Origin of the sequence: Prevotella communis, assembly GCF_022024115.1 — a bacterium.
GTDB lineage: Bacteria > Bacteroidota > Bacteroidia > Bacteroidales > Bacteroidaceae > Prevotella > Prevotella communis.
The window spans coordinates 1,717,748-1,744,465 of the sequence record NZ_CP091792.1; the positions used below are offsets into that span (position 1 = coordinate 1,717,748).

The 26,718-nt window shown below is 46.1% G+C and carries 21 protein-coding genes; 16 read left to right on the forward strand and 5 right to left on the reverse strand.

The window, feature by feature from the left end; translation table 11 throughout:
- Window positions 1-75 precede the first annotated feature (75 nt).
- Entirely contained in the window at window positions 76-948 is an 873-nt protein-coding gene (locus tag L6468_RS06800; protein ID WP_091818583.1) for a sigma-70 family RNA polymerase sigma factor, read from the reverse strand.
- A gap of 727 nt (window positions 949-1,675) precedes the next feature.
- Here L6468_RS06800 and L6468_RS06805 point away from each other — a divergent pair.
- Window positions 1,676-6,100 (forward strand): InlB B-repeat-containing protein, encoded by a 4,425-nt coding sequence (locus L6468_RS06805; RefSeq protein ID WP_237796589.1) that lies wholly within the window; start codon window positions 1,676-1,678, stop codon window positions 6,098-6,100.
- Between the two features lie 15 nt (window positions 6,101-6,115).
- Window positions 6,116-6,277 (forward strand): hypothetical protein, encoded by a 162-nt coding sequence (locus tag L6468_RS06810; RefSeq protein ID WP_176944318.1) that lies wholly within the window; start codon window positions 6,116-6,118, stop codon window positions 6,275-6,277.
- 53 nt (window positions 6,278-6,330) lie between these two features.
- Here the strand turns inward: L6468_RS06810 and L6468_RS06815 are convergent, their stop codons facing one another.
- Complete coding sequence (locus tag L6468_RS06815) at window positions 6,331-6,429, reverse strand: smalltalk protein (RefSeq protein WP_176756895.1); 99 nt, start codon at window positions 6,427-6,429, stop codon at window positions 6,331-6,333.
- Window positions 6,430-6,636: 207 nt separating this feature from the next.
- Between L6468_RS06815 and L6468_RS06820 the strand changes: the two genes are divergently transcribed.
- The 6 genes from L6468_RS06820 to L6468_RS06845 all read left to right on the forward strand — a co-directional run bounded on the left by L6468_RS06820 (window position 6,637) and on the right by L6468_RS06845 (window position 17,470).
- On the forward strand, window positions 6,637-7,266 hold the full coding sequence (locus tag L6468_RS06820; protein ID WP_237796590.1) for a hypothetical protein: 630 nt from the start codon (window positions 6,637-6,639) through the stop codon (window positions 7,264-7,266).
- Between the two features lie 591 nt (window positions 7,267-7,857).
- Window positions 7,858-11,238: a helicase-related protein gene (locus tag L6468_RS06825; protein ID WP_237796591.1), complete on the forward strand. Its 3,381-nt coding sequence runs from the start codon at window positions 7,858-7,860 to the stop codon at window positions 11,236-11,238.
- A 1-nt stretch (window position 11,239) separates the two neighbouring features.
- Window positions 11,240-14,509 carry an Eco57I restriction-modification methylase domain-containing protein gene (locus L6468_RS06830; RefSeq protein ID WP_237796592.1) on the forward strand — a complete coding sequence of 1,090 codons (3,270 nt, stop codon included), beginning with the start codon at window positions 11,240-11,242 and terminating at the stop codon, window positions 14,507-14,509.
- 1 nt (window position 14,510) lies between these two features.
- Window positions 14,511-14,984 carry a DNA-processing protein DprA gene (locus L6468_RS06835; protein ID WP_237796593.1) on the forward strand — a complete coding sequence of 158 codons (474 nt, stop codon included), beginning with the start codon at window positions 14,511-14,513 and terminating at the stop codon, window positions 14,982-14,984.
- Between the two features lie 123 nt (window positions 14,985-15,107).
- Entirely contained in the window at window positions 15,108-15,959 is an 852-nt protein-coding gene (locus tag L6468_RS06840; protein WP_237796594.1) for an ASCH domain-containing protein, read from the forward strand.
- The gene (locus L6468_RS06845) at window positions 15,959-17,470 is read left to right on the forward strand and encodes a DUF2779 domain-containing protein (RefSeq protein ID WP_237796595.1); all 1,512 of its coding nucleotides are present in this window, start codon (window positions 15,959-15,961) and stop codon (window positions 17,468-17,470) included. The genes L6468_RS06840 and L6468_RS06845 overlap by 1 nt, the downstream gene beginning before the upstream one ends.
- Before the next feature lie 162 nt (window positions 17,471-17,632).
- Here L6468_RS06845 and L6468_RS06850 read toward each other — a convergent pair whose 3' ends face one another.
- Together L6468_RS06850 and L6468_RS06855 are read right to left on the reverse strand one after the other, a co-directional pair.
- Complete coding sequence (locus L6468_RS06850) at window positions 17,633-18,043, reverse strand: type II toxin-antitoxin system HicB family antitoxin (protein WP_237796596.1); 411 nt, start codon at window positions 18,041-18,043, stop codon at window positions 17,633-17,635.
- A gap of 18 nt (window positions 18,044-18,061) precedes the next feature.
- Complete coding sequence (locus L6468_RS06855) at window positions 18,062-18,256, reverse strand: type II toxin-antitoxin system HicA family toxin (RefSeq protein ID WP_237796597.1); 195 nt, start codon at window positions 18,254-18,256, stop codon at window positions 18,062-18,064.
- Window positions 18,257-19,289: 1,033 nt separating this feature from the next.
- Between L6468_RS06855 and L6468_RS06860 the strand changes: the two genes are divergently transcribed.
- Together L6468_RS06860 and L6468_RS06865 are read left to right on the forward strand one after the other, a co-directional pair.
- On the forward strand, window positions 19,290-19,580 hold the full coding sequence (locus L6468_RS06860; protein ID WP_091818604.1) for a helix-turn-helix domain-containing protein: 291 nt from the start codon (window positions 19,290-19,292) through the stop codon (window positions 19,578-19,580).
- Window positions 19,581-19,648: 68 nt separating this feature from the next.
- A complete protein-coding gene (locus L6468_RS06865; protein ID WP_237796598.1) occupies window positions 19,649-20,044 on the forward strand; it encodes a PaaI family thioesterase in 396 nt (131 codons plus the stop codon).
- A gap of 54 nt (window positions 20,045-20,098) precedes the next feature.
- Here the strand turns inward: L6468_RS06865 and L6468_RS06870 are convergent, their stop codons facing one another.
- Window positions 20,099-21,184 carry a 5-methyltetrahydropteroyltriglutamate--homocysteine S-methyltransferase gene (locus L6468_RS06870; protein WP_237796599.1) on the reverse strand — a complete coding sequence of 362 codons (1,086 nt, stop codon included), beginning with the start codon at window positions 21,182-21,184 and terminating at the stop codon, window positions 20,099-20,101.
- Between the two features lie 151 nt (window positions 21,185-21,335).
- Between L6468_RS06870 and L6468_RS06875 the strand changes: the two genes are divergently transcribed.
- The 6 genes from L6468_RS06875 to L6468_RS06900 all read left to right on the forward strand — a co-directional run bounded on the left by L6468_RS06875 (window position 21,336) and on the right by L6468_RS06900 (window position 26,699).
- A complete protein-coding gene (locus L6468_RS06875; protein ID WP_091818572.1) occupies window positions 21,336-21,806 on the forward strand; it encodes an Lrp/AsnC family transcriptional regulator in 471 nt (156 codons plus the stop codon).
- Window positions 21,807-21,969: 163 nt separating this feature from the next.
- The gene (gene ftsY, locus L6468_RS06880) at window positions 21,970-22,926 is read left to right on the forward strand and encodes a signal recognition particle-docking protein FtsY (RefSeq protein WP_237796600.1); all 957 of its coding nucleotides are present in this window, start codon (window positions 21,970-21,972) and stop codon (window positions 22,924-22,926) included.
- Between the two features lie 22 nt (window positions 22,927-22,948).
- A complete protein-coding gene (gene rimO / locus L6468_RS06885; RefSeq protein WP_237796601.1) occupies window positions 22,949-24,250 on the forward strand; it encodes a 30S ribosomal protein S12 methylthiotransferase RimO in 1,302 nt (433 codons plus the stop codon).
- A gap of 28 nt (window positions 24,251-24,278) precedes the next feature.
- Window positions 24,279-24,566: an HU family DNA-binding protein gene (locus L6468_RS06890; protein ID WP_091854661.1), complete on the forward strand. Its 288-nt coding sequence runs from the start codon at window positions 24,279-24,281 to the stop codon at window positions 24,564-24,566.
- Window positions 24,566-25,720: an HU family DNA-binding protein gene (locus L6468_RS06895; protein ID WP_237796602.1), complete on the forward strand. Its 1,155-nt coding sequence runs from the start codon at window positions 24,566-24,568 to the stop codon at window positions 25,718-25,720. Before L6468_RS06890 ends, L6468_RS06895 begins: the two co-directional genes overlap by 1 nt.
- Window positions 25,704-26,699 (forward strand): AAA family ATPase, encoded by a 996-nt coding sequence (locus L6468_RS06900; protein WP_091818567.1) that lies wholly within the window; start codon window positions 25,704-25,706, stop codon window positions 26,697-26,699. Before L6468_RS06895 ends, L6468_RS06900 begins: the two co-directional genes overlap by 17 nt.
- Window positions 26,700-26,718 lie beyond the last annotated feature (19 nt).

Below are 26,718 nucleotides of genomic sequence, written 5' to 3' on the forward strand. Positions count from 1 at the left end.
AAAGATAGCATAAACAAATAGAAAAACCAAAAAATTTTTGGTTTTTCTATTCCTATCTTTTATTTACCTGAAAATTTATCCCAGATATTTCATCAGGATGCGGGCATTACCAGAGTCACGGAGCTTGGCAATACTCTTCTCACGGATCTGGCGCACACGCTCACGGGTCAGTCCCAGCTCGTCGCCAATCTCCTCGAGTCCCTTCTCATGACAGCCAATGCCGAAGCACTCGCGGATAATGATAATCTCGCGATCCTTTAATACGCGCGACAGTACTGAGTTCAGCTCCTGAGCCATTGACTCGTGGTCTACCTGGCGGTCCGTACGGGTGTCGTCGCCACCGGCCATCACGTCCAGCATACAGTTGTCCTCACCATCCTGGAAAGGTGCGTCGATAGACACGTGGTGACTGTCGGCCTGCATGCTCTGGCCAATCTTCTCCTCGTCGAGGTCGGTCATCTCGGCCAGCTCGCTCACAGAGGGGTGACGCTGGTTCTCCTGCTCAAACTTGTTGATCTCGTGGTTAATCTTGTTCAGAGAGCCAACCTGATTCAAGGGCAGACGCACAATACGGCTCTGCTCGGCAATAGCCTGGAGGATGCTCTGGCGAATCCACCATACGGCGTATGAGATGAATTTAAAACCGCGGGTCTCGTCAAACTTCTGGGCTGCCTTAATCAAACCGATGTTGCCTTCGTCAATCAAGTCGGTAAGTGTCAAACCCTGATGCTGATACTGTTTGGCCACAGAAACGACGAAGCGCAGATTGGCTGTCACCAGCTTGTCCTTTGCACGCTCACCCTCAAGACCACCCTTGCGAATTTTCTGTGCCAGCTCAATCTCTTCATCAATGCTGATAAGAGGAGCACGACCGATTTCAACAAGGTATTTATCCAGTGCCTCACTTGAACGGTTTGTAATACTCTTTTGAATCTTTAATTGTCTCATCTGTATTTTCCTTAGATTTCCTTAACTAACTGCCTGATATATAGGCTTATACGTATAAACTCTTTTATTTTGCGGGTGCAAAGTTACGAAAAATATCAATACGTTGTTCTCGAGACACCCGTTTTTTTATGTTAAAAAAAGAAAAGAGCCCCCATGACAACGTCCCGACGGCGCCAGCGCCGCCTTGGCGGCAAGTCCTATAAGTCCTTGAAGTCCGTAGACATAAATAAAGTGAGCCCGGCAATTTGCCGAGCTCACTCTTTTCGCACATCTGTATCCCTGCCGCTTACGCTATTGATGGTGTTTTGTATAGTATTTTCAATTCTTATATTTCCCCCTTATAATACCCCTGAAAATTTGAGTTAACTCAAATCATGATTTGAATTAACTCGATTCATGATTTGAGTTAACTCAAACGATTAAATTAGTTAACGGGTCATTTTTAAGGCCCGTAATTATGTATACTTTTTTACTTACTTGAATTGTCCATGGATATTTTTGTCTGCGACGCTACACGAATGACCATAAATATACATAAATGACTCATAAATATTATTCAGAGGTGACAGGTACCAGTCCCCGGCATCATATGAGAAGAGTGCTCTCTTTTTTTTATCCATTTATTTGGTCTTTACGGATTTTTTTGTATCTTTGCAAAAGTTTACCAACGAAATAAAACTACGTAATTTATAATCTTTATAATTTGTATAATTAAAACCTAATAAAAATGGACAAAAAATTCTTAACCATTATCGCCCTGCTCTGCACCGTGATACAGGGAATGTGGGCACAGACAACCGTCAGCCTCACTGAGGATACAGGCGAGAAAGCTGGTACACCGGCACACTGGTATATCAACATGCCTGCAACAGACACAAGCACGTTGACACTCGACGGCACCATCACTACCTTCAAGGTCTATGATAATGGCGGCAAGGACGGCACTTACAGTGACAACTGTGACGGAACCCTCGTACTGACTGCACCAGATGGCTATGTGTTGCAACTCTCGGGTAACATTTGTTCTGAAAATAATCATTACCTGTATGTCTATGACGGTAGTGATAATAAAGCTGATAAACTCATCGATGGGGCGTGTGGCAATAATAATGGTTTGGCGATTGATATTCCCACCGTCATCAGCAACGATCAGAGTATGACCCTCTGCTTCAAATCAACAGGTAACTCCTATCAAAGAGCCGGCCTCAACTTGACGGTGACACTTATCAATACCAATACGCTACATGAGATTAGCGGATTGGAGAATGTTTCGAACGGTAGCACTACTGCCAAAGTTAATGATGCTACTGTAACCCAAGCGAAGTATAGGGACGTAGTGGCCCTAACAGCTTCACCAGACGATGGCTATATCCTCAGTAATCTCAGCGTTAAGGACGCCAGTAACAATGACGTAAGCGTAAGTTGGCCCATTTGGTCAAACAATGCCACCTTTACCATGCCTCCATCGGCTGTTACCGTCACTCCGACGTTCACCCATAAGAACAGCCTCTCTGTCAACATGCCGGTGGATGGCGTAAAGACGGTGAGGATTCCTGCAGGTGTTCAGACTTTCAAGGTCTATGACGATGGCGGCAGCACCAGTGGGTATAGCAACAATTGTGAAGGCACCCTCGTGCTGACTGCCCCCGAAGGCTACGTGCTGCAACTGTCGGGTGGCATTGCTACTTATGAAGGGGTTGATTATCTGACTGTTTATGATAATAATGAAGCCAGTGGAACGAAACTTGTCGATGCAGTGAGCGGCAGGGGCGATCAGGGCAAGTTGAAGGACATTACAACTGTTACCTCAACCGGCAACAACATGACGCTTTATTTCTATTCGATTATTGGCAATAATTACACCGGTCTCGACCTGACGGTGTTGGTATATAACCCCACGATGGAATATGCCATCAGCGGATTAAGTAATACCACGCATGGCAGCATCGCTGCTACTGTCGGAGGTAATGCTGCAACTGCTGCCAAGTGGAAAGATGAGGTCACCCTCTCTGCCACCCCCGATGAGGGCTATGTACTTGATGCCCTGAGTGTGGTCGATGAAAACAGTAACGCCGTGGATGTGACGTGGAACCATTGGGAGAACAGCGCTTCCTTTACGATGCCCCTCTCGGCAGTCACTGTCACCTCTACGTTCACCAGCAAGAATAGCCTCTCCATTAACATGCCCACAAAGGCCACTAGAAATGTGACGATTCCTGCTGGCGTATCCTCGTTCAAGGTATATGACGACGGCGGTGCCGGAGGCAACTACAGCAACGGATGTGATGGTACCCTCGTGCTGACCGCCCCTGTGGGTTGCCGACTCCAGCTCTCGGGCACAATCTATTCAAGTAGCGGCGATAATCTGTCTGTCTATGATGGCAGCGACAAGAGCGCTCTGATACTCATCAATGAAATGCATAGCACAGGCGGCTCGGTTATCGAGACGACCTCTATTCCCACAGTAAGCAGCACTGGGCGAAGCATGACGCTTTATTTCCATACGGACGATTATTATCAATTGGGTGGCCTCGACCTGACGGTAACGGTTCTTGACGCCAGCGCTGAATATACCATTAACGGAATAGGTGACGTGACGAATGGTAGTATCGCGGCTACGGTCGGTGGCGAGGACGTAACGAAGGCTAAATTGAGCGATGTTGTCACCCTGACAGTCACACCTGCTGATAACTATGTACTGAGCGATCTCAGCGTGGTGGGCGCCAACAGCGAGACCGTGTCAGTGACCAGAGATTTCTGGGCAAATACTGCCACCTTTACCATGCCTGCTTCGGAAGTGACTGTCACCCCGACGTTCACCAACGATATTTTTGTCAACATGCCAAAGACGGGCGAAAAGACTGTAACTATCCCGGCGAATGTACATTGGTTCAAGGTCTATGACGATGGCGGCAAGGACGTCAGCTACGACTTCGGCTGCAATGGCACCCTCGTGCTGACCGCACCAGAGGGCTGTCAGCTGCAACTCTCGGGCAATATCACGACAGATAATGTGGACTACCTGACTGTCTATGACGGTGACCAGGCGGACAATAAGCATATACTTATCAACCAGGCGCATAGTTCAAGTAGTAGCACCTCAACCGCTATTTCTACCGTCTTCAGCACCGGTCGTAGCATGAGGCTCTATTTCTATTCGGACAACGGTGGCAGGTACGACGGACTTGACCTGACGGTGACGGTTATTGACCCCAATAAGAAGTATGACATTAGTGGGTTGGGCTCTGTGACGAATGGTAGCATTACTGCTACTGTTGGAGGTATAAACGTAACGCAGTCAAAAGCAAGTGATGTGGTCACCCTGACGGTAGCGCCTGATAAAGGTTATGTGCTTACCAACCTCAGCGTGACTGATGGCAGTAGCAATCCTGTAACGGTGACTAGAGATTTCTGGGCTAACACCGCCACCTTCACCATGCCCGCCTCGGCAGTTACCGTCACCCCGACGTTGACCAATAATCTAAATGACATCTATATCAACATGCCGCAGACGGGCACAACGACGGTGACGATCCCTGCAGGTGTCCAGTCGTTCAAAGTCTATGACGATCGCGGCTCTGATAACTACTACAGCGACAACTGCAATGGTTACCTCGTTCTTACTGCCCCTGAAGGCTATGTGTTGCAAATCTCAGGCCGCGTTGATACCTCTGAACCTAATGACTACCTGATTGTCTATGACGGTACCAATGACGCTGCTGATGTGCTTATTCCTGTAACGTCTGGCTACTATACAGATATTCCCACTAAAACCAGTTCTGGTCGAAGCATGACAATAAGTTTTGTTTCGAACAGCAGTACACATTGGGGCGATGGCCTTAACCTGACAGTGACGCTGATATTGAATAATGAGGTGGAACTGGCCAATGATGCTGATAACAGCACGATAATCAGCAACAACGACGGCAAGGATGCTAATGTGACGCTCTTTGGCCGCACGCTGACAAGGTCGGGCGAATGGAATACGCTGTGCCTGCCATTCAACGTAAGCGCTGCACAGATGGCAGAGACGACGCATCCGCTCTATGGGGCTATAATCAAGGAACTGAACACTTCTACGTCTAACCTAGCCGCCAACGGCCAACTGACACTGAACTTCGAGACAGTTACGGCAATCGAGGCCGGAAAGCCATATATCGTAAAATGGACGCAGAGCAATCCACAGAGACCGATTTTCTCTCCGTCTGATGAATTCCTTACAGCATTGGGCTTCATTAACGAAGTGGCAACTGTGGACTGCGGACAGAACAGCAATTGGAACGCAGACCTGGAAAAGGGAGAAAACTACAATAAGTTGGTGGACGGCAACACAAGCACTAAGTACGGACTGAGCGACAATGACCCCTACGTGGAGTTCCACTACCCGACAGCTATCACGCCGAAAGGCTATGCGCTTTGGACGGCTAACGACGAGCAGGGAAGGCGTAATCCAGTACAGTGGACCATCATGGCCAAGAACAAGGATGATGCCCAATGGACTACGCTTGTCACTGTTGACAACACTGCCAACGATAAGTTGCCACTGGCCGATAACGCGTGCACCGTCTTTGCACTCAACAACACGACGGCATACACGCACTTCCGCTTTGAGGCTACACGCCGATGGAACGGCAGCCTACAGTTCCAGTTGGCCGAACTGCAGTTCTGCACCGAGCAGCCCTCAGCGCCGCTTACGGATATCACCGATCCCGTGTTCAATGGTGTTACCATCAGCAGTACGACTCCTACACCTGTTGAGTTTAGCATTGAGAATAGCAGTGAGAAGTGCCAGTTCTTGGGGCAATACTCACCATTCAGCATCGTGGAAAGTGGAGCTATAGGCGACAATCAGGGCAACCTGAACGAAATCGTCATGCTGGGCAGTGGTAGCAAACTGGGCTACTCTAAGAACGCCAGGACGCTGAAGACCTTCCGCTGTCATTTCTATGTGCCTGCCGACGGCGGCGTTGCAGGAGCCCGCGCCTTCGTAATGAACTTCGAGGAGGGTGAGACAACGGGCATCATAACGATGTCTGATGTGAGAAGTGAGATGTCTGATGGATGGTACACCATAGACGGACGTAAACTCAGTGGCAAGCCCAGTGTGAAGGGTGTATATGTGAATAATGGACGTAAGGTAATTATTAAATAAATGGAGGATTCTGATATGAAAAAACAGTATATAAAACCCACCATTCAGGCAGTGCTATTGCAGCAACAGCACATTATCTGTGGCAGTCCCGACGGCTTTGCCAAGAGTGTGAGCAACAGCAGTGAAGGCATCAGTTGGAATGATAGTGGTTTCGATGACAATGATGACGACTATTAAATGGTTAGTATATCCTCAAGGAGCAGTGTCTGCTCCTTGAGGTAATTTTTAATTTACGCCATGCAGCTGGTCACACCCAGTGCCGTTGCAATGGCCGACAGCACACTAATGGCTGTTTGAATCGCGAATTTCCAAAATGTCTTGTTCTTCATGGTTCAGAATTATAATGTTTAATGTTTAATGTTTAATGTATTCACACCCCCAAAATCTTCACTCGAGTGAATTCATCGAATTAGCTAGCTCAAATCATGAAATCACTCGAGTGAATTCATGATTTCAGCTATATAGTGTGTTTCGCTACGTTTTTTTCTTCAAAAATGGAAACAGATTGCATACTTTTTTGTACCTTTGCATCTCGTATGAAACCGATAATCATTGAAGACAACATATTTGACTTTGAACCTTGTGAGGAAGACGGCTCCGTGCTGTTGGCAGAAGAGACTCCGTGGAGAGGTTTTGCTGACGAGCTACAGGATCTACACTATCTGAAAGGTGCCCAGTTTATCAATCAATTAAAACTTATTGTCAACTGTGGCGAATTCCGCCCAATTGCTGGTGAGACTAATATTTTTAGTGCCATTGGTGAAGAAAGTTCGGATTATGACAATCTGATAAAGGCTGCTCGAAAATTATCGAATCATGGTTATCGTGTCTATATACTGCCAAATCCCAAAGGAATCAGAACTGCAGATTTTATTTTCGAACGCAAAGGAGTTTTTAAATTGTTCGATCTAAAGAGTATTACCGGTAAATCATCCGTTAGTAATAGACTTATGGAATCCATTGGTCAGACTAATCATGTGGTTCTGAATATGCTAACGGATTATGCTCCTCGTCTGCTAGCAAAAGATGTACAATCCTATTTTGAAGCAAATACGAATGCGCGAGAAGTGCTAATTATAAGAGGAAATAGAATCTTATCCGTTTCACGTCGTTTTGTAGAGGGTAATTGCTACATCAAAATGTTTATGAAAAGATATTTGAGATAAAACAAAAAGAGCCTCAGAAGAGGCTCTTTTAAATGGGTAGTGTCGATATAGTCTTGCCCTCTCGGGATTCTGCCCGGATAGTAAATCGAATTGATTTACGTTGCAAAGATAGGAAGTATTTTCGTTAATTCCAAATTTTTGAGAGGAAATCTTTCTAAATCTCATTTTTTTTCTTGTACTATTTGACAAGATTACTTTTTTTTACTACCTTTGTAGGCAATTACCGGCAATTGTCGTTGTTCGACCTCTGGTCGCTTGTTCCCGTAAGGGTCTCAAGAAACAGCGCATGCTGCAAAGCATCAGTCTCTGAGAGCAGAGAGCCGGTATGATTTTTGAGGGTAAAATAACAATAACAGCATTAGCAGTTATTCGGCGTGTCTAGAAGGTGAGAGTTTTAGTATACGAGTCTCGAATATGGATAATGTCTAGTGTCTGCGCTTTATAGCGTGGACATTTCACTTATCATTCGAGACGGGTTTCTCTCACCACCCAGACACGGATAAGCGGTCCACGCTATTTCTGTGTCTATTGGTAGGTGAAGAATCTCGTTATATCCGATAAGTGCTATGCTCCTAAAACATAAGTGCAGACATGGCAAGGATATTTGACAACATTGAGTCAAAGTTCACAGAGGGTCTGAAAAGTTTGATATCCAAAAGTGGAGTTAAACGTGTAGACTTCTGTGTTGGTTATTTCAATCTTAGAGGTTGGAATCTAGTTATTAATGAGGTAGACAATATTGAGGGTGACTATGTAGACGAAAACGAAGATAGAGTGTTTCGCTACTGTCGCTTGCTGATAGGTATGCAACGACCAAACGAAGACCTTATTAAGCAATTCTATTCAGCTTCAGGGCCTGAGATGATAGACTCTCAAAAGATGTTGCAATGTAAAATGGAGATAGCTCGCGATTTCAGAAAACAACTGTTATTGGGACTACCCACTAAACAGGATGAATTGACTCTTCGCCGCCTATCAGCTCAACTCAAGGCAAAGAAGGTATGTGTAAAACTCTATCTTCGTGAACCACTTCATGCAAAACTTTATCTGGCTCATTGTCCTTCAGATACGCTTCATCCTATTACTTCATTGATGGGTAGTAGCAACTTGACTTATTCTGGTTTAACTGGTAACGGTGAGTTAAATGCTCTCTTTGGTGATGATGACCAGAACGATAAATTTGCTGCTTGGTTCGACAAGCGTTGGAATGATCGCACTTGTATTGATATCACAGAAGAACTTATCAAGGCCATTGACGAAAGTTGGGCTAGTGAACGAACCATTCCCCCATATTATATTTACTTGAAAACGGCCTACCATCTGAGTGAAGAGGCACGTTCTGGTATCAAAGAGTTTTCACTTCCTCCTGAATTTCGTCATGACCTGTTCGACTTTCAACAAACGGCAGTAAAAATTGCAGCTCGCCATCTAAATAGTGAAAAGCGTGGTGGTGCAATGATTGGCGACGTAGTAGGATTGGGTAAGACCATTACTGCGTGTGCCATTGCCAAGATTTTCGAGATGACCTATGCCAGTAGCACGCTAATCATCTGTCCTGCCAATCTGCAGGAGATGTGGGATAAGTATCGTAAGAAATACGACTTGAAGGCAGACATCATGTCAATGGCGAAACCTATTGATGTAGAGCAGGCAAGATATTATCGTTTAATTATTGTCGATGAGAGTCATAACCTGCGTAACGATAACGGTAAACGTTATCAGAACATCAAAGCATTGATTGAACGTCAGAATTGCAAGGTGCTTTTACTGACCGCTACGCCCTATAACAAAGATTATTCTGACTTGAGTAGTCAGCTGAAACTCTTTATCAGCGAGGATGATGACTTGGGTATTCGTCCAGAGAACTATGTTGCTGAACTAGGTGGCGACCGAGCATTCCTACAAAAGCATAGCGATGTGCACATTCGCAGTATCAAGGCTTTTGAAAAGAGTGATAGTGCCGATGACTGGATGGACTTAATGAAGATGTTCCTGGTACGTCGTACACGAACCTTTATCAAGAATAACTATGCCAAGTCTGACAGCAGAGGAAAATACCTTGAGTTTAATGATGGTCGTAAGAGCTATTTCCCAGAGCGTATCCCTAAAGCGTTAAAGTTCAAAACAGAAAAGGGTGACCAGTATAGTAGATTGTACTCAGATGATATGATATCGATGATGGAAAATCTTCTGTTACCTCGCTATGGATTATCGCAATATGAGGATAGTTCTAAGACTGCCCAAGCATCTAAGGCTGATAAGGACCTATTGGAGAACCTTTCTCGTGCAGGCCAACGTATGATGGGTTTCTGTAAGAGTACGTTCTTCAAGCGTATGGATAGTAGTGGCTTCTCGTTCCTATTGACACTCTATCGTCACATTCTTCGAAATGCCGTGTTTATCTATGCTATCGAGAACAAATTACCATTACCAATTGGTGATGAGAACTCTCTGCCTGATGAATATATTGAGGATGCCGACATCAACGATATTTTCAGTAACAATGACCAAGATGAAAGTAGCATAGGAGATTACAATGAGCTGGATATTCCTACAGATATGAAGGTCTATATGGATAAGGCTCGTGATTATTATAATCTGTTGGCTGAGAAAAACAATGTTCGTTGGATAGATCCTACCTATTTCAAGCGTACGTTGAAAAGTCATTTGCGTAAAGACTGTGACCAGTTGATAGAGATGATTTCGCTTTGTGGAAAATGGGAACCTCAAGACGACCAGAAACTGAATATGCTGGAAGAACTCCTTAATGGAGAACACGGAAAAGAGAAGATACTTATCTTTACTCAATATTCTGATACTGCCAACTATATCTATCGTCAGTTGAAGAAACGTGGAATGCAAAGGATTGGCCGGGTGACTGGTGGTATGCAAAATCCAACGGCGATAGTTGATCGCTTCTCGCCTCTGAGTAATAAAGCCAATGTATCTGCATCTGATGAACTGCGTGTACTTGTAGCTACAGATGTACTTTCAGAAGGTCAGAACCTTCAGGATTCACATATCGTCGTGAATTTTGACTTGCCCTGGGCCATTATCCGACTAATACAGCGTGCTGGCCGTGTGGATCGTATTGGACAGGAAGCAAAAGAGATATACTGCTATTCTTTCTTCCCTGCAGATGGTGTCGAGAAAATTATTAATCTTCGTTCTCGTTTGAATGCTCGTATCAACGAGAATGCCAGTATCGTGGGTAGTGATGAGATATTCTTCGAGGGCAACGAGCAGAACCTCCGCGATATGTATAATGAGAAGAGTGGTTCACTTGATGAAGATGAGGACGATGTAGATGTTGACCTGGGCTCACAGGCTTATCAGATATGGAAGAATGCCACAGATGCTAATCCTGAGCTAAAGCGGATTATTCCTCAATTAAGCAATATTATCTATTCTACAAAGAAAGCGGCAAGTCCTATAGAGGATGGCGTTATTACCTACGCTAAGACGCATAATGATTTCGATGTGTTGACGTGGTACGACTCCAAGGGGGAAATTATCAGCCAGTCGCAGCGTCGCATCCTTCAGGCTTTAGCGTGTAGCGCAGACGAACCTGCTCTTTCTCCACTCGACAATCATTTGGAACTGGTAGGTAAGGCTATTAACGGTATTCGTACAGACAATACCAGCGTAAGCGGTATCTTGGGTAGCCGCTTCAGTACACGTTATCGTATCATCGATTTGATGGAACACTTCTATAATCAGCCGCCTACGCTCTTCTTGCAAGGTGAGCGTAGAGACCAACTGAAGATGGCTATTGATGCAGTCTATAACTATCAGTTGCAAGAGGGTGCCAAATTTACATTGGGACGAATGCTGCGCAGCAATTCCAACGATGATGTGCTCGATACCATTTTGGAGTTGTATGCAAACAATAACCTCTGCCGCATAGATGAGAACAATAACACGCATAAAGATCCAACCATCATCTGTTCGATGGGCTTAAAGTACGATTGATATGATGAACAAACAGACATTCAAAGAGCTAATTGCAGGCTCAGCTTTCAAAGAGCTCTTTATTGCGGAAATGGGGTGGAATAATCCCCAAGGTAGTATCCGTCTTCCAAATATTATCATTGATGATACAAACTATGCTTTCGAACAGATAGCTGTACGTAGTGGGTTCCAAGTGTTATCATGTCAGGTTGACGCAATTCCGACATCTTCTAGCTGTAAGAAGATTGATACGCAACTGCGTAAACAGGCCAATGACTACATCTGTATTTATTATATTCCTCAGACTGAGCATCATCTGTGGGTAGTGCCTGTGAAGAAGGTTGATAAACGTGACTTGGTATTGATAGAATACGATTCTGCAGCAAAGGCTGAATTCCTGTATTCTAAGATGACTGACCTTACATTTGCCTATGATGATATTACTACCATCATGGATGTAAAGGAAAAGGTACAGGCAGGCTTCATTATTAATTCGGAGAAAATAACCAAGGACTTCTATACTGGATTCCGTAAGGAACATACCAACTTTGCAAAGTATATCACGGGTATTGATGATGAGATTACAGACTTGAAGAAAAACCGCAATAAGCAATGGTACACCTCTGTAATGCTCAATCGCCTGATGTTCTGCTACTTCATCCAGAAGAAAGGATTCCTCGATAGAAATGTCAACTACTTGCGTGATAAGTTGGCTTGGGTTAAGAATGAGAAAGGCGAAGACCGCTTCTACGGAACTTTCTATCAAGGATTTTTGCTAAGTCTTTTCCATGAAGGACTAAACTCGCCTAGACATGAGCAAGGCTTTGTCCAGAAGTACGGACGCATACCTTATCTGAATGGTGGTATGTTTAGTATTCATGAACTTGAAGAACAATACCCCGAGCTTGATATTGCTGATGAAGCTTTTGAGAGCCTCTTTGCCTTCTTTGACCAGTGGCATTGGCATCTTGATGATCGTTTGACGGCCAGCGGTAAGGACATCAATCCGGACGTTCTGGGTTATATATTTGAACAGTACATCAACGACCGTGCTCAGATGGGTGCCTACTATACTAAGGAGGACATCACAGAGTATATTGGTCGTAACACCATTCTGCCATTCTTGATGGATGCCACAAAGAAGATGGACGAGAAGCCATTTAAATCCAATGGTGAAGTCTGGCAATTCCTCAAACAGAGTGGTGATACCTATATTTTTGATGCAGTCAAGAAAGGTGCAGACTTAGAGATACCAGAGGAGATCGCCATTGGTATTGATACTACGAAGCCTAACCTTTTGGAGCGTCGTAGCCATTGGAATGAAAAGACTCCTGAAGCATTTGCTTTGCCAACAGAGATATGGCGAGAGACGATAGAACGCTTGCAAAGGTATTCTGATATCAAAAATAAGCTAGAGAATGGTGTGCTAACCGAGATTAACGACTTTATTACTTATAATCTCGACATCCGACAGTTTGTGCAAGACTTCCTTGCAAAGACAGATGACCACTTGTTTGTTAAGCATTTCTATGCCCAATTACGCAAGGTTACTATCCTTGATCCCACTTGTGGTTCTGGTGCTTTTCTCTTTGCAGCTCTCAATATCCTTGAGCCACTTTACGAGGTATGTATTGACAGAATGCAAACATGGAATAGGGAGAACGACAATCAGTTCAAAGAGGAACTGAGTGAACTTAATGGAAAGTATCGCTCAAATATCCGCTATTTCATATATAAGAACATCATTCTGCGCAATCTTTATGGCGTAGACATTATGGTTGAGGCTACGGAAATAGCCAAACTCCGACTATTTCTGAAGATGGTCGCAGTTGTGGATGTAAATCCTCGTGAAGAGAATCTTGGTCTCGACCCATTGCCAGACATTGATTTTAATATTCGTTGTGGCAATACCCTTGTAGGATATGCAACTGAGGCTGACCTGGAAAGAGACTTAGTTGAGGGCGATATGTTCGCACGTCAAGAGTTCAAAGACAAGGTACATGTTGAAATGGATATCGTGGCCCATGCTTACAACACCTTCAAAAAAGTACAACTTGAACAACATGCGGACTTGGATACCTATCGCAATGCAAAGAAGGAGCTAAAAGAACGTCTCAAGAAATTAGATGACCTTCTAAATAAGAAATTATATTCATCCACAGCAACCGAGGCTCAATACTTTGGTGGCTTAGGCTATGATGCATGGTTAAAGTCTCATCAACCTTTCCATTGGCTTGCAGAATACTACGATATAATAAATGGTAATAGAGGTTTCGATGTGATTATTGGTAATCCGCCGTATGTGACATTTACAGACAGAAGTATTCCATATAACGTTAGACACTACATTTCTTATGATTCTAAGAATTTATTCGCACTTGTAGGAGAGCGTTGTATAAGTATATCTAATGGCAAATCTTCAATAGGGTATATCATACCTCTTAGTGGTATGTCTATTGATGGATTTGCAAAATACCAAAATCTAATATATCACAATTGTGAGAGTTGGAATAGTTACTATTCTGGAGATAGGAACCCTTCAGAATTGTTTACTGGAGTAAAAATTAGAGCGGGTATATATATAGGAAGAAAATCAAATGTGTCTCATAAATATGTTTGCAGATATTTGAAATATTATGCAAATGAACGCTCAATTCTATTTAATAAAATAAAATATGTGGAATGCTATGATTGCGTTTCAGCCCCAAAACTAGATGGAGAAATAGGACGATCTGTTATAGAGAAACTTTTACAGTCTGGTAAACCTTTGGCTTCAGAGTTTTTCAACGATAGTTATATTTATTATCATGCAGCACCCATTTATTGGTGTAAGGCATTGATGAATATCGATACCCTCATAAATAGTGGCTTAAACATTGCTGATTCATATAAAAAGAGGGAGATTTCTCAAAAATATCAGAATTATGCTTTTTCTCTTCTAAATTCTTCCACTTTCTTCTATTATTGGATAGTACTTTCAGACTGCTACAATTTAACGAAAAAATATATATCAGATATTAGGGTTCCCAAAAATTTGTCAGATAATACACTAAAGAAAGAGGCAGAAAAACTTAATGCTGACTTAAATAACAATATCCAGGTTGCAGAATATCAATATGCTAATAGAGGTGCGGTACGATTCGCGCAATTCTTTCCAAAGAAATCTAAACCAATCATCGACGAGATTGACAAGATTCTAGCCAAGTATTACGGCTTTACGGATGAGGAACTTGACTTTATTATCAACTACGATATAAAATACCGTATGGGTGATGAGTTGAACGAAGAGTAAGATGAATTGTATTGGTAACAAGGATCTTTTGAAGCTAAAGAAAACAGCCTTTTTAGCCTCCAGCACCATACCATTAGATATGGTGTTGAAGTGCTATGACTGGGCATCAGGGAAACATGAGGAAGGCGAATGCGTTATTAGTGGTTTCAGTAGTAAGTTGGAACGCGACGTGCTGCATTTCCTTATAAAAGTCAAATGTCCTGTCATCCTGGTACTTGCAAGGCGTTTATATAGCAATACCCCAGAGGAATTAAGAGAACCAATTGAGCAGGGGAGACTACTTCTTATTTCAAATACCAATTCACCTCGCCAGACACGTGCGACAGCCAAAATTCGCAATAAATATGTCTGCAATATATCTGATAAAGTTCTCATTGTAACTGCGAACTCAAAGTCAAGTCTCGTACCCCTTTCTATGGAATTTAAATCAAAACAAATATCGGTCGATGGCTCATCTCAGACTAATGCTACCTAAATCTGAGGATAGAAGAGGGGAAACCTGAATAAAAATATCTTCTGTTCGCTTTGAGTGAACAAATAATTGCTATCTTTGCAAACAGAATCTAAGAATAAACGTATAACTAAAAACCGAAAGACTATGAAAGTACTATCAGTACAACAGCCCTGGGCATCGCTAATTTGCGCAGGCATTAAGGATGTAGAGAACAGAACATGGAAGGCAGCAAAGGTGCCTGGCCGTATTCTGATTCATGCCAGTTCGAAGAAAGTGACAAGAAACTTCTTTGCTGGTATTCCTGAGTATATGGAGTCAATCATCAAGAATGAAGTAGGATTTGGAAACCTTCCTGCTCTTGACACACTTCCTACAAGTGCCATTATTGGATATGTTACTGTTAAGGGATTCGAGGAAGGCAAATCTGATTCCTTATGGGCTGACGGTCCTGGGGTAATCAAGTGGGAGTTGGAAGATGCCTGGATGTTTGATGAGCCAATACTGAATGTAAAAGGTAAGCTGAATCTTTTTGACTATGATGAGGTAGATGAGGATAATCTGCCTCCAGCTCATCAGGTGCCATTAAGCGCTGTCGATCTTAATGATAATGAAGATGAGGTCTTTATACCATGCGAAGAGAATACTTTTGAACAGATAAAATCTGGTGAACTTGACAGCATGCAGCTGTATCTGGAAGGCTATCTGTATAATACTCTTTGCGTTGAGTCAACATTAGAGATGAAACCTTTTAAGGCTGTGACGATTGAATGTGGCAATGAATTTGTGAAGTTCGAACTGAAAGATGAGTCTGGCATTTTTGCTCTTCCTGATCCTGAAGATGAAACGAAGCCGTATGTTATCCAATACCCTGATGGGAGTGAATGTGGATGGTTGATTGCTGATTTCGTGTTTGGCAAGAAACTTGATGAGGGAGAACTTGTTGGTTTTTGTGGAGGAATAAAGAAGGATATGATAGACCAACTGATGAAGAATTAATGATGAAGCAGTTGTCAAAATCAAAGTACGCCAAGTATTGCCAGTGTCCTAAGTGCTTATGGATGAGTGTGTATAAGCCTGAGGAGGAAGTGGTGGATCCCAGTAGCGAAGCAAGATTCGAGAACGGTACTGAAGTGGGAGACCTGGCTATGGGATTACTGGGGGAATATGTCGACGTCACTACCAATCAGGAGGATGGTAGGCTCGACCTTTCAGCCATGATTACCAAGACTAAGCAGCTGATGGAGGCAGGGCAGGAGAATATCTGCGAGGCTTCATTCAGTTATGATGGAAATTATTGTGCTGTGGATATCCTTCATAAGACGGAAAATGGCTGGGCTATCTATGAGGTGAAGAGTACCAGCTTCCCGGAATTTAATGGTAATCCGGCCAAGTTGGACAAGTATCTGCCAGACGTGGCCTATCAGAAATGGGTGCTCAAGAAGTGTGGCGTCAACGTAACGGGCACCTTCCTGGTCTGCCTGAATTCTGATTATGTCAGGGAGGGTGAGTTGGACCTGCAGAAGTTGTTCGTGATAAACGACATGGAGGAACTGATAGCCAATGAATATGATAAGGTGGAGAACGGACAGGCAGCGGCAAGGAAACTGCTGCAGCAGACAGAAGAGCCAACGATGGATATCTGGGAGGGTTGCAAGAAGCCTTATGACTGCGGTTTCTTCAAATACTGCTCACGTCACTTGCCGTCACCATCTGTCTTTGACCTCTATCGTATGCGTTTCTCTGATAAGCTGAAGTATTATCGCCAGGGGCTTGTAACTTACGATGATATCAAGAATGAGAGACTGACTCCTGTAAGACGGATACAAGTGGATAGCGGATTATCAAACACCCCTCATGTTGAGGCTGATAAGATTAAGGCTTTTCTTGATACATTGACCTATCCGTTGTATTTCCTGGACTTCGAGACGATGCAGCAGGTGATTCCGCAGTTTGATGGTACGAAGGTGTATCAGCAGATTACGTTCCAGTATTCACTTCACATCATTGAAAAGGAGGGTGGGGAACTGATCCATAAAGAACATCTGGGCATATCGGGTACAGACCCGAGAAGGGCTTTGGCAGAACAGCTCTGTCAGGATATTCCCATGGATGTGTGTACGCTGGCATACAACAAGTCCTTTGAGTGTACGCGCATCAAGGAACTGGCTGGATGGTATCCTGATTTGGCAGAGCATCTTCTGAACATCATGAAAAATATCAAGGATTTGCTCGACCCGTTTGCGGCTGGTCAGTATTACCTGCCATCCATGGGAGGCTCATTCTCAATCAAGAGGGTGCTGCCGTCGTTGTTCCCCGACGACCCGTCGCTGGATTATCATAACCTGGAAGGTGGCGTGCAAAATGGTAATGATGCCATGACTATCTTCCCAAAGATACAGTTCATGGAACCGAAGGAGCAGGAAGCGGCTCGCAAGGCCTTACTGCAATACTGTTGCCTCGATACGTATGCTATGGTGAAGGTGTGGGAGAAACTAAAAGAGGCATGAGGACTGAAGGCTGAAGGCGGGAGATGTAAGAGGGAAGATGTTTGATGTTTGATGAGGTGCTCATCATTCTTCGACAAGCGAAGCGGCAGAGCCGAGCGGACCCAACTAAAATATGGCAGGTTATCAACATGATACCTGCCGTTGTACATCTATAAATAAGTGTTATTCCACAGCAATAAGTTCACGGCCTATTTTGTGCAGACCTTCAACGATGCGACGGCGCTGTTCTGGACGAGGCTTTTTAATACCGTTGGCATAGTGGCTCAGCTGGTGCTGATTGATACCTGAAGCACGGCTGATTGCAGCAATGGAGGCATAAGGAGAGCACATCTGCAGCAAGGCTGCGGCATCCAGATGGTACTCGAATTTGTAGTCGCCATCGCGAAGCCACTGGGGAACATCATCGCCATCTGCAATCATTCCTTCTATATGGAAGTTGAGTGTGTTGCGTACTTCATCAATAAGTTCGTTGTACGTTTTGGCAGTAACAACCACTGCACCAGGCACGTTCTCGCTCAGAGCTGCACCATAATTCTTGTCACACCAAGATACATTTACAATAATTTTTTCCATATCCATTCCTTTTTTTTATTATTTCCAACCTGCCTGTTTCCAAATACTATTCAAGAGAAATTGGTTTAATACCTCATTTTTATGTCCTCTGATAGTCACCTTGCCTTTCTTCTGAGGATGTTTATATTGTCGATGGTCACCTTTGGTGGCTACAAGTACCCATCCGTCAGCTTCAAGCATTTTGATGACTTCAATAACCTTATACGCTTTCATGTTTATACTTTATGTTGGTACAAAGGTAATAAAAAGAATACCATTTTGCAAATAAAAGCATCAGAAAAGTATTCTTTTTAATACTCTTTAAGAAAAATAGCATTCGTACAAACGATATGTCAGGTGTCTGAGTACAGAGGGGACGGGTGAGTGTCGGAAGATGTCTGAAGTATGATGTCTGAAGTCTGATGTCATATTAACCCGTCAACAGATTCTAGTCGTGAGATAGAGAACTGACAACCTAAATCAGTTCCTAGCCAGTTCTTAGGCAGCAATCACTCTGCTCCTCATTGCTTCATTACTCTATGGTTTTTAAGTCGTTACTCTATGGTTTACGATGTGTTAACCTATGGTTTACGATGTATAAGTCTGTGGTTTACTAAAAGGATCTGTTCCTAATGAACATTGTCTGGCTTGTATTTCTTCTGTATAGGCTATGCGAATCTGATTCTGATGGAATGAAATTCATGTCACAACTTTTTAGTGCTTTCACTAATTCAGCTTCTAGCCTGCAGAGAGTGACAAGGTTTTCAGTACGATGTAAACGATGTTGACAAGTAATTCAGTTTAACCCGGTGAAAACTGTCAAGTGAGTTTAGGAAAAGGCACTAATTCAGCTTCTAGCCTGCTCTTAGGCAGCAATCACTCTGCTCCTAGGCTGCTCCTAAGCTGCTCCTAGGCTGCTCCTAAGCTGCTCCTAGGCTGCTCCGTGGAGCACTCACGAAGCAGGCTAGAGTATGGCTAGAGTATGGCTAGAGTATGGCTAGAGTATGGCTAGAAGCAGGCTAGAGTATGGCTGAGGGATGATGTAAGAAGGAAGATGTAAGAGGGAAGAGGTCTGAAGGCTGAGGGCTGATGGCGGGAGACGTAAGAGGGATATGACTGGTGATGGATTCCTTAATTGTCTTTTGAATTGTCTTTCTTGCCAAAATATTTGCGGAAATCAACTTTTATGTATATTTTTGCAGCAGATTTAGAAACTATATGGAAAAGAATCTGTTTATAGAGCTGTTGGAGGATGGCGAGAAATATTATGAAGACTAACAGAATTATGGACGATATTCGTAGTACTATCTCTCCAGAGATGAAACTACAAATGGAACTGTCTGTAGCTATTGCTAACCGCATCTACGACATCCTTGAAGAAAAGGGAATGTCGCAGAAGGACTTTGCCCGTCTGATGGGAAAGACAGAGACAGAGGTGAGCCGATGGCTCTCTGGTACTCACAACTTGACAATGGCCACTATTTGCAAAATATCTGCTGCTCTTAATGCTGATGTTGTGAAAGTGGCAGATCGCGAATTGGAGCCTGCGTGTGTGTGATACTATAGAGATGATGTCTGATAACGCAGCAGGGCTGCCTCTATAATATACGCAAAACATAAACGACAATGGATATACAGGAATTATTGAATAGGACGGATAGGTTTGCAGCCAATGCTGGTTGTAGGATTACGGAGGTGGACGGGCAGCATGCCGTGGCGCAGATGACGGTAACGGCGATGCACCTGAATGGTGGTAATGTGTGTCAGGGTGGGGCGCTGTTTACGCTTGCCGACTTGGCCATTGCTGCCTGGATGAACTACAACGGACAGCTGACGTTTGGCATCAATAGCAGCATCATGTTTGTATCGAGTGCTCGTGAGGGTGATGTGCTGTGGGCTGAGGCTGTCGGTATATGTGACCACCACAAAATCCCAGCCGTAGAGGTGCGCGTGACCAACCAGGAGGGAAGGCTCATCTGTCACGTGACGGGCATGGGATATCGTAAAAATGTGATGATGTAAGATACAGCAAAAATCCTGGTGCTCATGCATCAGGATTTTTGCTGTTTTCAGGTCTTATGAGTTACTTCCCCATACTTCGTCGGATATCTCCTTGACCAGACGGAGCTTGGCCCATTGTTCGTCGACGGTGAGCTTGTTGCCGATGGCACAAGAGGCGAAGCCACATTGGGGCGAGAGCGACAGACGGTCGAGGGGGATGTACTTGGATGCCTCGCGGATGCGGGCGATGATGGCGGCCTTGTCCTCGAGTTCGGGACGTTTGGTGGTGATCAGTCCAAGTACCACGTGCTTGTCGGGGCTCACCTTGGCCAGAGGCTCGAAACCGCCTGAGCGCTCGTCGTCGTACTCCAGGTAGAGCACATCCACGTTCTCGCGTGCAAACACCCAGTCGGCCACCGAGTCGTAGGCACCGCTGTTGAACCACGTAGAGTGGTAGTTGCCGCGACAGATGTGGGATGCTACAAGCAGGTCGGCAGGACGCCCCTCGAGTGCCTGATTGTTGACCTGCAACAGCAGATCCTTCACGTCGTCAAGGTTGGCACTCAGACTGGCATAGCGTTGTGAGGCGGCCTCGCCCAGGACGGCACCCCATGTGCAGTCGTCGAGTTGAAGGAAACGGCCTCCTGCGTCGTAGAACTGACGGATGAAGTTCTGATATACCAGGGCTATATCGCGAATCAGTTCCTGCAGGTGGGGGTAGATGGCGATGGTGCCGGCGTAGTTGGCGGGCATGATGAGCTGCTGGAAGAACTGTGCAGGCGAGGGGATGGTGAGCTTGGCGATGGTCTGCCCGTCCTCAAACTGCTGTACACGACGGAAATCATCGATAAAAGGGTGGGGCTGTGCCTTGAGTTTGCCTGTGAGGAATACGCGGTCCAGTCGGGCTGTCTCGCCATTAAACACCACGTCGCCGCCCTCTTCGTGGGTCACGCCGCCAAAGCCCCAGAAGAAGTCGAGGTGCCAGAAGGTGCGGTTGAACTCGCCATCGGTGATGACGTGATAGCCCAACTGCTTCTGCTTATCGGTCAACTCGCGTACCAGTTGGTTGCGTGTGCTGTCTGACAGGTTCTGGGGACGAAGGAAACTGCCTACGAAATCGGCTCGCTGTGGAACCTGGATACCTTTGATTACTTTGCTCATTGTTGCTATTTAAGTTTATGTGATTAATGAATTTCCGGGTGCAAAAGTAGATAAAAGGTATGATATTCTGTAATTTATTTGGCAAGTTCAGTAAAATATTCTATCTTTGTACCGTGAATCTATGATATAACAGAATATTATTCGGTAAATTATGACATACGACGAACTGGACAACACCGACCGCAAGATATTGCGCATCTTGCAAAACGACTCTACGCTTACCGTCAAGGAACTGGCTGCCAGGGTACACCTGTCGGCCTCGCCAGCCTTCGACCGTCAGAAGCGACTGGAGCGTGAGGGCTTCATCAAGGGCTATCATGCCATCCTTGATGCGAAGAAGGCGGGTAATGGCATCACCGTGCTCTGCCACATGCGCCTGAAGCATCACTCGCAGGTGCTGATGGACGATTTCATGGAGGCTATCCAGAGCATTGAGGAGATAACGGAGTGTTACAATACGAGTGGTGAATATGACTTCACGCTGAAGATACAGACGCGCGACATGGAGTCGTATCAGGAGTTTATGCGCACCAAGTTGGGCAATATAGACAGCGTGGGCTATTTCCACAGCGTGTTCGTGATGAAGGAGGTGAAAAACACGCACGGTGTGCCGCTGAAGTAGAGGAGGGCGAAAAATGCCCGATTTCATCGGTGGAATTGGTGTAAAATCCGTGAAATGTACTAAATAAAGTGAAAAGGGAAGAGGTAAGAGTGAAAAATTTGTCGACGCTGCAAGGTTTTGGATTTTTCTTTGTAATTTTGCAGTTCGTAATACGTATTCGAATATGGGATTGTTTGATTTTTTTAGTAAGAAAAAGAAGGAAGAGACACTGGACAAGGGATTGGAAAAGACCAAAACCTCCGTGTTTGACAAGCTGGCTCGTGCAGTGGCAGGTAAGTCGAAGGTCGATGATGACGTACTCGACAACCTGGAGGAAGTGCTGATTACGAGCGATGTGGGCGTGGATACCACGCTGAAGATTATTGAGCGTATCGAGGAGCGTGTGGCTCGCGATAAGTACGTATCAACCAGTGAGTTGAATGGAATCCTTCGAGAAGAGATTGCAGCGCTGCTGGCTGAGAACAACACAGATGATAATGATAACTGGGACTTGCCTGCAGACCATAAGCCCTACGTCATCCTGGTGGTTGGCGTGAACGGTGTGGGCAAGACCACAACGATAGGTAAGCTGGCCTGGCAGTTTAAGCAGGCCGGCAAGAAGGTGTATCTGGGTGCCGCCGATACATTCCGTGCTGCTGCCGTGGAGCAGTTGTGTATCTGGGGTGAGCGCGTAGGTGTGCCTGTGGTGAAGCAGCAGATGGGTAGCGACCCCGCCAGCGTAGCCTTCGACACCTTGCAGAGCGCCAAGGCCAATGATGCCGACGTGGTGATTATTGATACTGCCGGTCGTCTGCACAACAAGGTGGGCCTGATGAACGAGCTGAAGAAAATCAAGGACGTGATGAAGAAAGTGCTGCCCGAGGCACCCGACGAAGTGATGCTGGTGCTCGACGGTTCTACCGGTCAGAATGCCTTTGAACAGGCAAGGCAGTTTGCTGCCGTGACGCAGATCACGTCGCTGGCTATCACCAAACTGGACGGTACGGCCAAGGGTGGTGTGGTCATCGGTATCAGTGACCAGTTGAAGGTGCCCGTGAAGTACATCGGACTGGGCGAGGGTATGGAGGATTTGCAGCTCTTTAATAAAAAGGATTTCGTTGATTCGCTTTTTAAAGGGTAAAGTGAATAGTGAAAAGTGAAAAATGAAGACGATTGATTTTATTTCGCTTGGTTGCTCTAAGAACTTGGTGGACAGCGAGAACCTGATGGGCATGTTTGAGGCCAATGGCTTCCACGTGACCCACGACAGCGACGACCCGCAAGGCGAGGTCGTTGTGGTGAATACCTGTGGTTTTATTGCTGACGCCAAGGAGGAAAGTATTAATACCATCTTGGAACAGGTGGCTCGCAAGAATGCTGGTGAGGTGGAAAAGATATATGTGATGGGATGTCTCTCAGAGCGCTATCTGGCCGACCTCGAAGCCGAGATTCCTGAAGTGGACGGATGGTACGGAAAGTTCAATTATAAGGAGCTATTAAAAAGACTCACCCCCAGCCCCTCTCTGCTCAGAGAGGGGAGTGGTCAGACTCGAAAACTGACTACGCCACGCCATTATGCCTATATCAAGATTAGTGAGGGATGTGACCGCCACTGTGCGTACTGCGCCATCCCGCTGATTACGGGCAGACACCAGAGCCGCCCCATGGAGGAGATCCTGGACGAGGTGCGCTGGCTGGTGAGTCAGGGTACGAAGGAGTTTCAGGTCATCGCACAGGAACTGACCTACTACGGCATAGACCTGTATGGCGAACAGCGTATTGCCGAACTCATAGAACAGATGGCTGATATCGAGGGCGTGGAGTGGATTCGTCTGCATTACGCCTATCCCACACATTTCCCCTGGCGCCTGCTCGACGTGATGCGCGAGAATAAAAACGTGTGCCGCTACCTGGATATCGCCCTGCAGCATATCAGCGACCATATGTTGACACGTATGCGCCGCAACACCACGAAGGCGGAGACGATGGCACTCATCGAGCGGATGCGACGTGAGGTGCCCGGCATCCATATCCGCACCACGCTGATGGTGGGATTCCCAGGCGAGACCGACGAGGACTTCCAGGAGCTGGTGGACTTCGTGAAATGGGCGCGCTTTGAGCGTATGGGCGCCTTTGCCTATTCCGAGGAGGACGGTACCTATTCTGCCGACCACTACGAGGATGACGTGCCCGAGGACGTGAAGCAGCGCCGACTGGATAAGCTGATGCGCGTGCAGCAGAATATCAGTGCGGAGATAGAGGCCGAGAAGGTGGGACAGACGCTGCCCGTGATTATAGACCGCACGGAGGGCGACTACTACATTGGTCGCACGGAGTTCTGTTCGCCCGAGGTAGATCCCGAGGTGCTGATTCGTCAGGACGTGAAACTGGAGATTGGAAAGATATATCAAGTGAAGATAACCGACTCTGAGGAGTTTGACCTCTACGGAGAAGTGATTAATTGATAATTGACAATTGATAATTGACAATTGGATGAACAACAAGGAATTTATAAGCATACTGGCTGGTCGCACGGAGAAGAAAACCTCCGAGACACAGAAGATGGTGGAGTCGCTGATAGCAGTGATGAGCGACTGTTTTCAGGAGGGCGACAGCGTACAGATGGCTAATTTCGGCAATTTTGAAGTGAAGAAGAAACTGGAGCGTGTGATGGTGAACCCCACCACCGGACAGCGTATGCTGGTGCCACCAAAACTGGTGCTGGCCTTCAAGCCTAATCCTACCTGGAAGGATAAGATCAAGAAAGGAGGAGCCGAGTAATGGGTAAGATATTCATGGCAGAGCTGGCCGACATGCTGGCTCAGAAAGCTGGTATCAGCAAGCGCGAGGCACAGCAGTTCCTGACGGATTTCGTTGAGACGATCCAGGACGGTGTGAACAATGATAAACTGGTGAAAATCAAGGGCCTAGGCACGTTTAAGGTGATTGACGTGGATGCGCGCGAGAGCGTCAACGTGAACACGGGCGAACGCGTCACCATCGACAGTCACCAGAAACTGACGTTTACGCCCGATGCGGCGATGAAGGAACTGGTGAACAAGCCCTTCTCGCAGTTTGAGACCGTGGTGCTTAACGACGGCGTAGAGTTTGACGATGAGCCCGAGGTGGAAGAGCCCGCTATCGCTGAGGAGACACCGGAGCCCGTTGTAGAACCGACTCCCGAGCCGGAACCAGAACCAGTTGTCGTTCCCGAGCCGGAACCAGAGCCAACGATTGTTCCTGAGCCGGAACCCGAACCGGTTGTCGTTCCTGAACCGGAACCTGAACCCGAGCCTATGCCCGAGCCCGAGCCTGAGGCAGCCCCCGCTCCTGTAGAAGAGGATGTGGCAGAGGAAGCAGAGGAAAAGTCGGCTTCCTACTGGTGGTTGTGGCTGCTGATAGCCATTATCGCCTGCGTCATCAGTTTCGCTGGAGGCTATCTCTACGGCCGTCATATGGATATGCAGGAACTCTTTGCAGAAGACGCTTCTGCCGACACTGCCGCCGTACAGGCAGCACCCGTAGTAGAGGTGAAGGATACCGCCAAGGTAGACACCATGCAGGTGAAACCCGAGGCAGAGGAGCAGGCAGAGGTGAAAGAGCCCGAGGTGAAACAGCCCGAGCCCGAGGTGAAGCAGCCAGAGCCAGAACCCGATTGGAAGAAATACGAGGCGATGGACGTGAGGGTACGCACGGGAGCCTATGGCATCGTGGGTACCGACCGCATGGAGAAGGTACGTCCCGGCGACACCATGAAACGTATTGCCAGACGTACGTTGGGCGAAGGAATGGAATGTTATATAGAGGTTTACAATAATATCACCACGAGCGCCCTGAAAGAGGGGCAGGAGGTGAAGATTCCAAAACTGAAACTAAAGAAATTCTTAAGACAGAACAAAACAAACAAAAAAATTAACTATGGCAGAAAATATTGATATCCGCGAACTGAACATGCGGATTGAACAGCAAAGCTCATTCGTCACCAACCTGGTGACGGGTATGGATCGTGTGATTGTTGGACAGAAACACTTGGTTGACTCCCTGCTCATCGGACTGTTGAGCGACGGCAATATCCTGTTGGAAGGTGTGCCTGGTCTGGCAAAGACTCTGGCAATCAAAACATTGTCACAACTGATTGATGCGAAATACAGTAGAATACAGTTTACCCCCGACCTGTTGCCTGCCGACGTGACCGGTACGATGATCTACTCACAGAAGGACGAAAAATTCCTGGTGAAGCAGGGTCCGGTATTCGCTAACTTCGTGCTGGCCGACGAGATTAACCGTGCACCTGCCAAGGTACAGAGTGCACTGCTGGAGGCTATGCAGGAGAAACAGGTGACCATTGGCAGCGAGACCTTCAACCTGCCCACGCCATTCCTGGTGATGGCTACGCAGAACCCCATTGAGCAGGAGGGTACCTATCCGCTGCCCGAGGCACAGATGGACCGTTTCATGCTGAAGGTGGTTATCGGCTATCCCACGCTGGAAGAGGAGAAGCAGATTATCCGTGAGAACATCGCAGGCAGTCTGCCCAAGGTGACTCCCGTGACCACGAAGGAGGAGATCCTGAAAGCCCGTGAGGTGGTGCGCGAGGTATATATCGACGAGAAGATTGAGCAGTATATCGCAGACATCGTATTCGCTACCCGTTACCCCGACCGCTACGGTCTGAAGGATATGAAGAACATGATTTCATTTGGCGGTTCGCCCCGTGCCAGCATCAACCTGGCCAAGGCTTCACGCGCCTACGCCTTCATCAAGCGTCGCGGATACGTGGTGCCCGAGGATGTGCGTGCCGTGGCTCACGACGTGCTGCGCCACCGTATCGGACTGACCTACGAGGCCGAGGCATCTAACGTGACCAGCGAGGAAATCGTGTCTAAGATTATTAATAAGGTAGAAGTGCCCTAAGGAAGGTAAAAGGGTATAG

What these genes read in the sequence shown, in the direction of transcription:
- L6468_RS06800 (WP_091818583.1), bottom strand. Translation starts at nt 948, where the DNA reads ATGAGACAATTAAAGATTCAAAAGAGTATTACAAACCGTTCAAGTGAG.
- L6468_RS06805 (WP_237796589.1), top strand. Translation starts at nt 1,676, where the DNA reads ATGGACAAAAAATTCTTAACCATTATCGCCCTGCTCTGCACCGTGATA.
- L6468_RS06810 (WP_176944318.1), top strand. Translation starts at nt 6,116, where the DNA reads ATGAAAAAACAGTATATAAAACCCACCATTCAGGCAGTGCTATTGCAG.
- L6468_RS06815 (WP_176756895.1), bottom strand. Translation starts at nt 6,429, where the DNA reads ATGAAGAACAAGACATTTTGGAAATTCGCGATTCAAACAGCCATTAGT.
- L6468_RS06820 (WP_237796590.1), top strand. Translation starts at nt 6,637, where the DNA reads ATGAAACCGATAATCATTGAAGACAACATATTTGACTTTGAACCTTGT.
- L6468_RS06825 (WP_237796591.1), top strand. Translation starts at nt 7,858, where the DNA reads ATGGCAAGGATATTTGACAACATTGAGTCAAAGTTCACAGAGGGTCTG.
- L6468_RS06830 (WP_237796592.1), top strand. Translation starts at nt 11,240, where the DNA reads ATGATGAACAAACAGACATTCAAAGAGCTAATTGCAGGCTCAGCTTTC.
- L6468_RS06835 (WP_237796593.1), top strand. Translation starts at nt 14,511, where the DNA reads ATGAATTGTATTGGTAACAAGGATCTTTTGAAGCTAAAGAAAACAGCC.
- L6468_RS06840 (WP_237796594.1), top strand. Translation starts at nt 15,108, where the DNA reads ATGAAAGTACTATCAGTACAACAGCCCTGGGCATCGCTAATTTGCGCA.
- L6468_RS06845 (WP_237796595.1), top strand. Translation starts at nt 15,959, where the DNA reads ATGATGAAGCAGTTGTCAAAATCAAAGTACGCCAAGTATTGCCAGTGT.
- L6468_RS06850 (WP_237796596.1), bottom strand. Translation starts at nt 18,043, where the DNA reads ATGGAAAAAATTATTGTAAATGTATCTTGGTGTGACAAGAATTATGGT.
- L6468_RS06855 (WP_237796597.1), bottom strand. Translation starts at nt 18,256, where the DNA reads ATGAAAGCGTATAAGGTTATTGAAGTCATCAAAATGCTTGAAGCTGAC.
- L6468_RS06860 (WP_091818604.1), top strand. Translation starts at nt 19,290, where the DNA reads ATGAAGACTAACAGAATTATGGACGATATTCGTAGTACTATCTCTCCA.
- L6468_RS06865 (WP_237796598.1), top strand. Translation starts at nt 19,649, where the DNA reads ATGGATATACAGGAATTATTGAATAGGACGGATAGGTTTGCAGCCAAT.
- L6468_RS06870 (WP_237796599.1), bottom strand. Translation starts at nt 21,184, where the DNA reads ATGAGCAAAGTAATCAAAGGTATCCAGGTTCCACAGCGAGCCGATTTC.
- L6468_RS06875 (WP_091818572.1), top strand. Translation starts at nt 21,336, where the DNA reads ATGACATACGACGAACTGGACAACACCGACCGCAAGATATTGCGCATC.
- ftsY (WP_237796600.1), top strand. Translation starts at nt 21,970, where the DNA reads ATGGGATTGTTTGATTTTTTTAGTAAGAAAAAGAAGGAAGAGACACTG.
- rimO (WP_237796601.1), top strand. Translation starts at nt 22,949, where the DNA reads ATGAAGACGATTGATTTTATTTCGCTTGGTTGCTCTAAGAACTTGGTG.
- L6468_RS06890 (WP_091854661.1), top strand. Translation starts at nt 24,279, where the DNA reads ATGAACAACAAGGAATTTATAAGCATACTGGCTGGTCGCACGGAGAAG.
- L6468_RS06895 (WP_237796602.1), top strand. Translation starts at nt 24,566, where the DNA reads ATGGGTAAGATATTCATGGCAGAGCTGGCCGACATGCTGGCTCAGAAA.
- L6468_RS06900 (WP_091818567.1), top strand. Translation starts at nt 25,704, where the DNA reads ATGGCAGAAAATATTGATATCCGCGAACTGAACATGCGGATTGAACAG.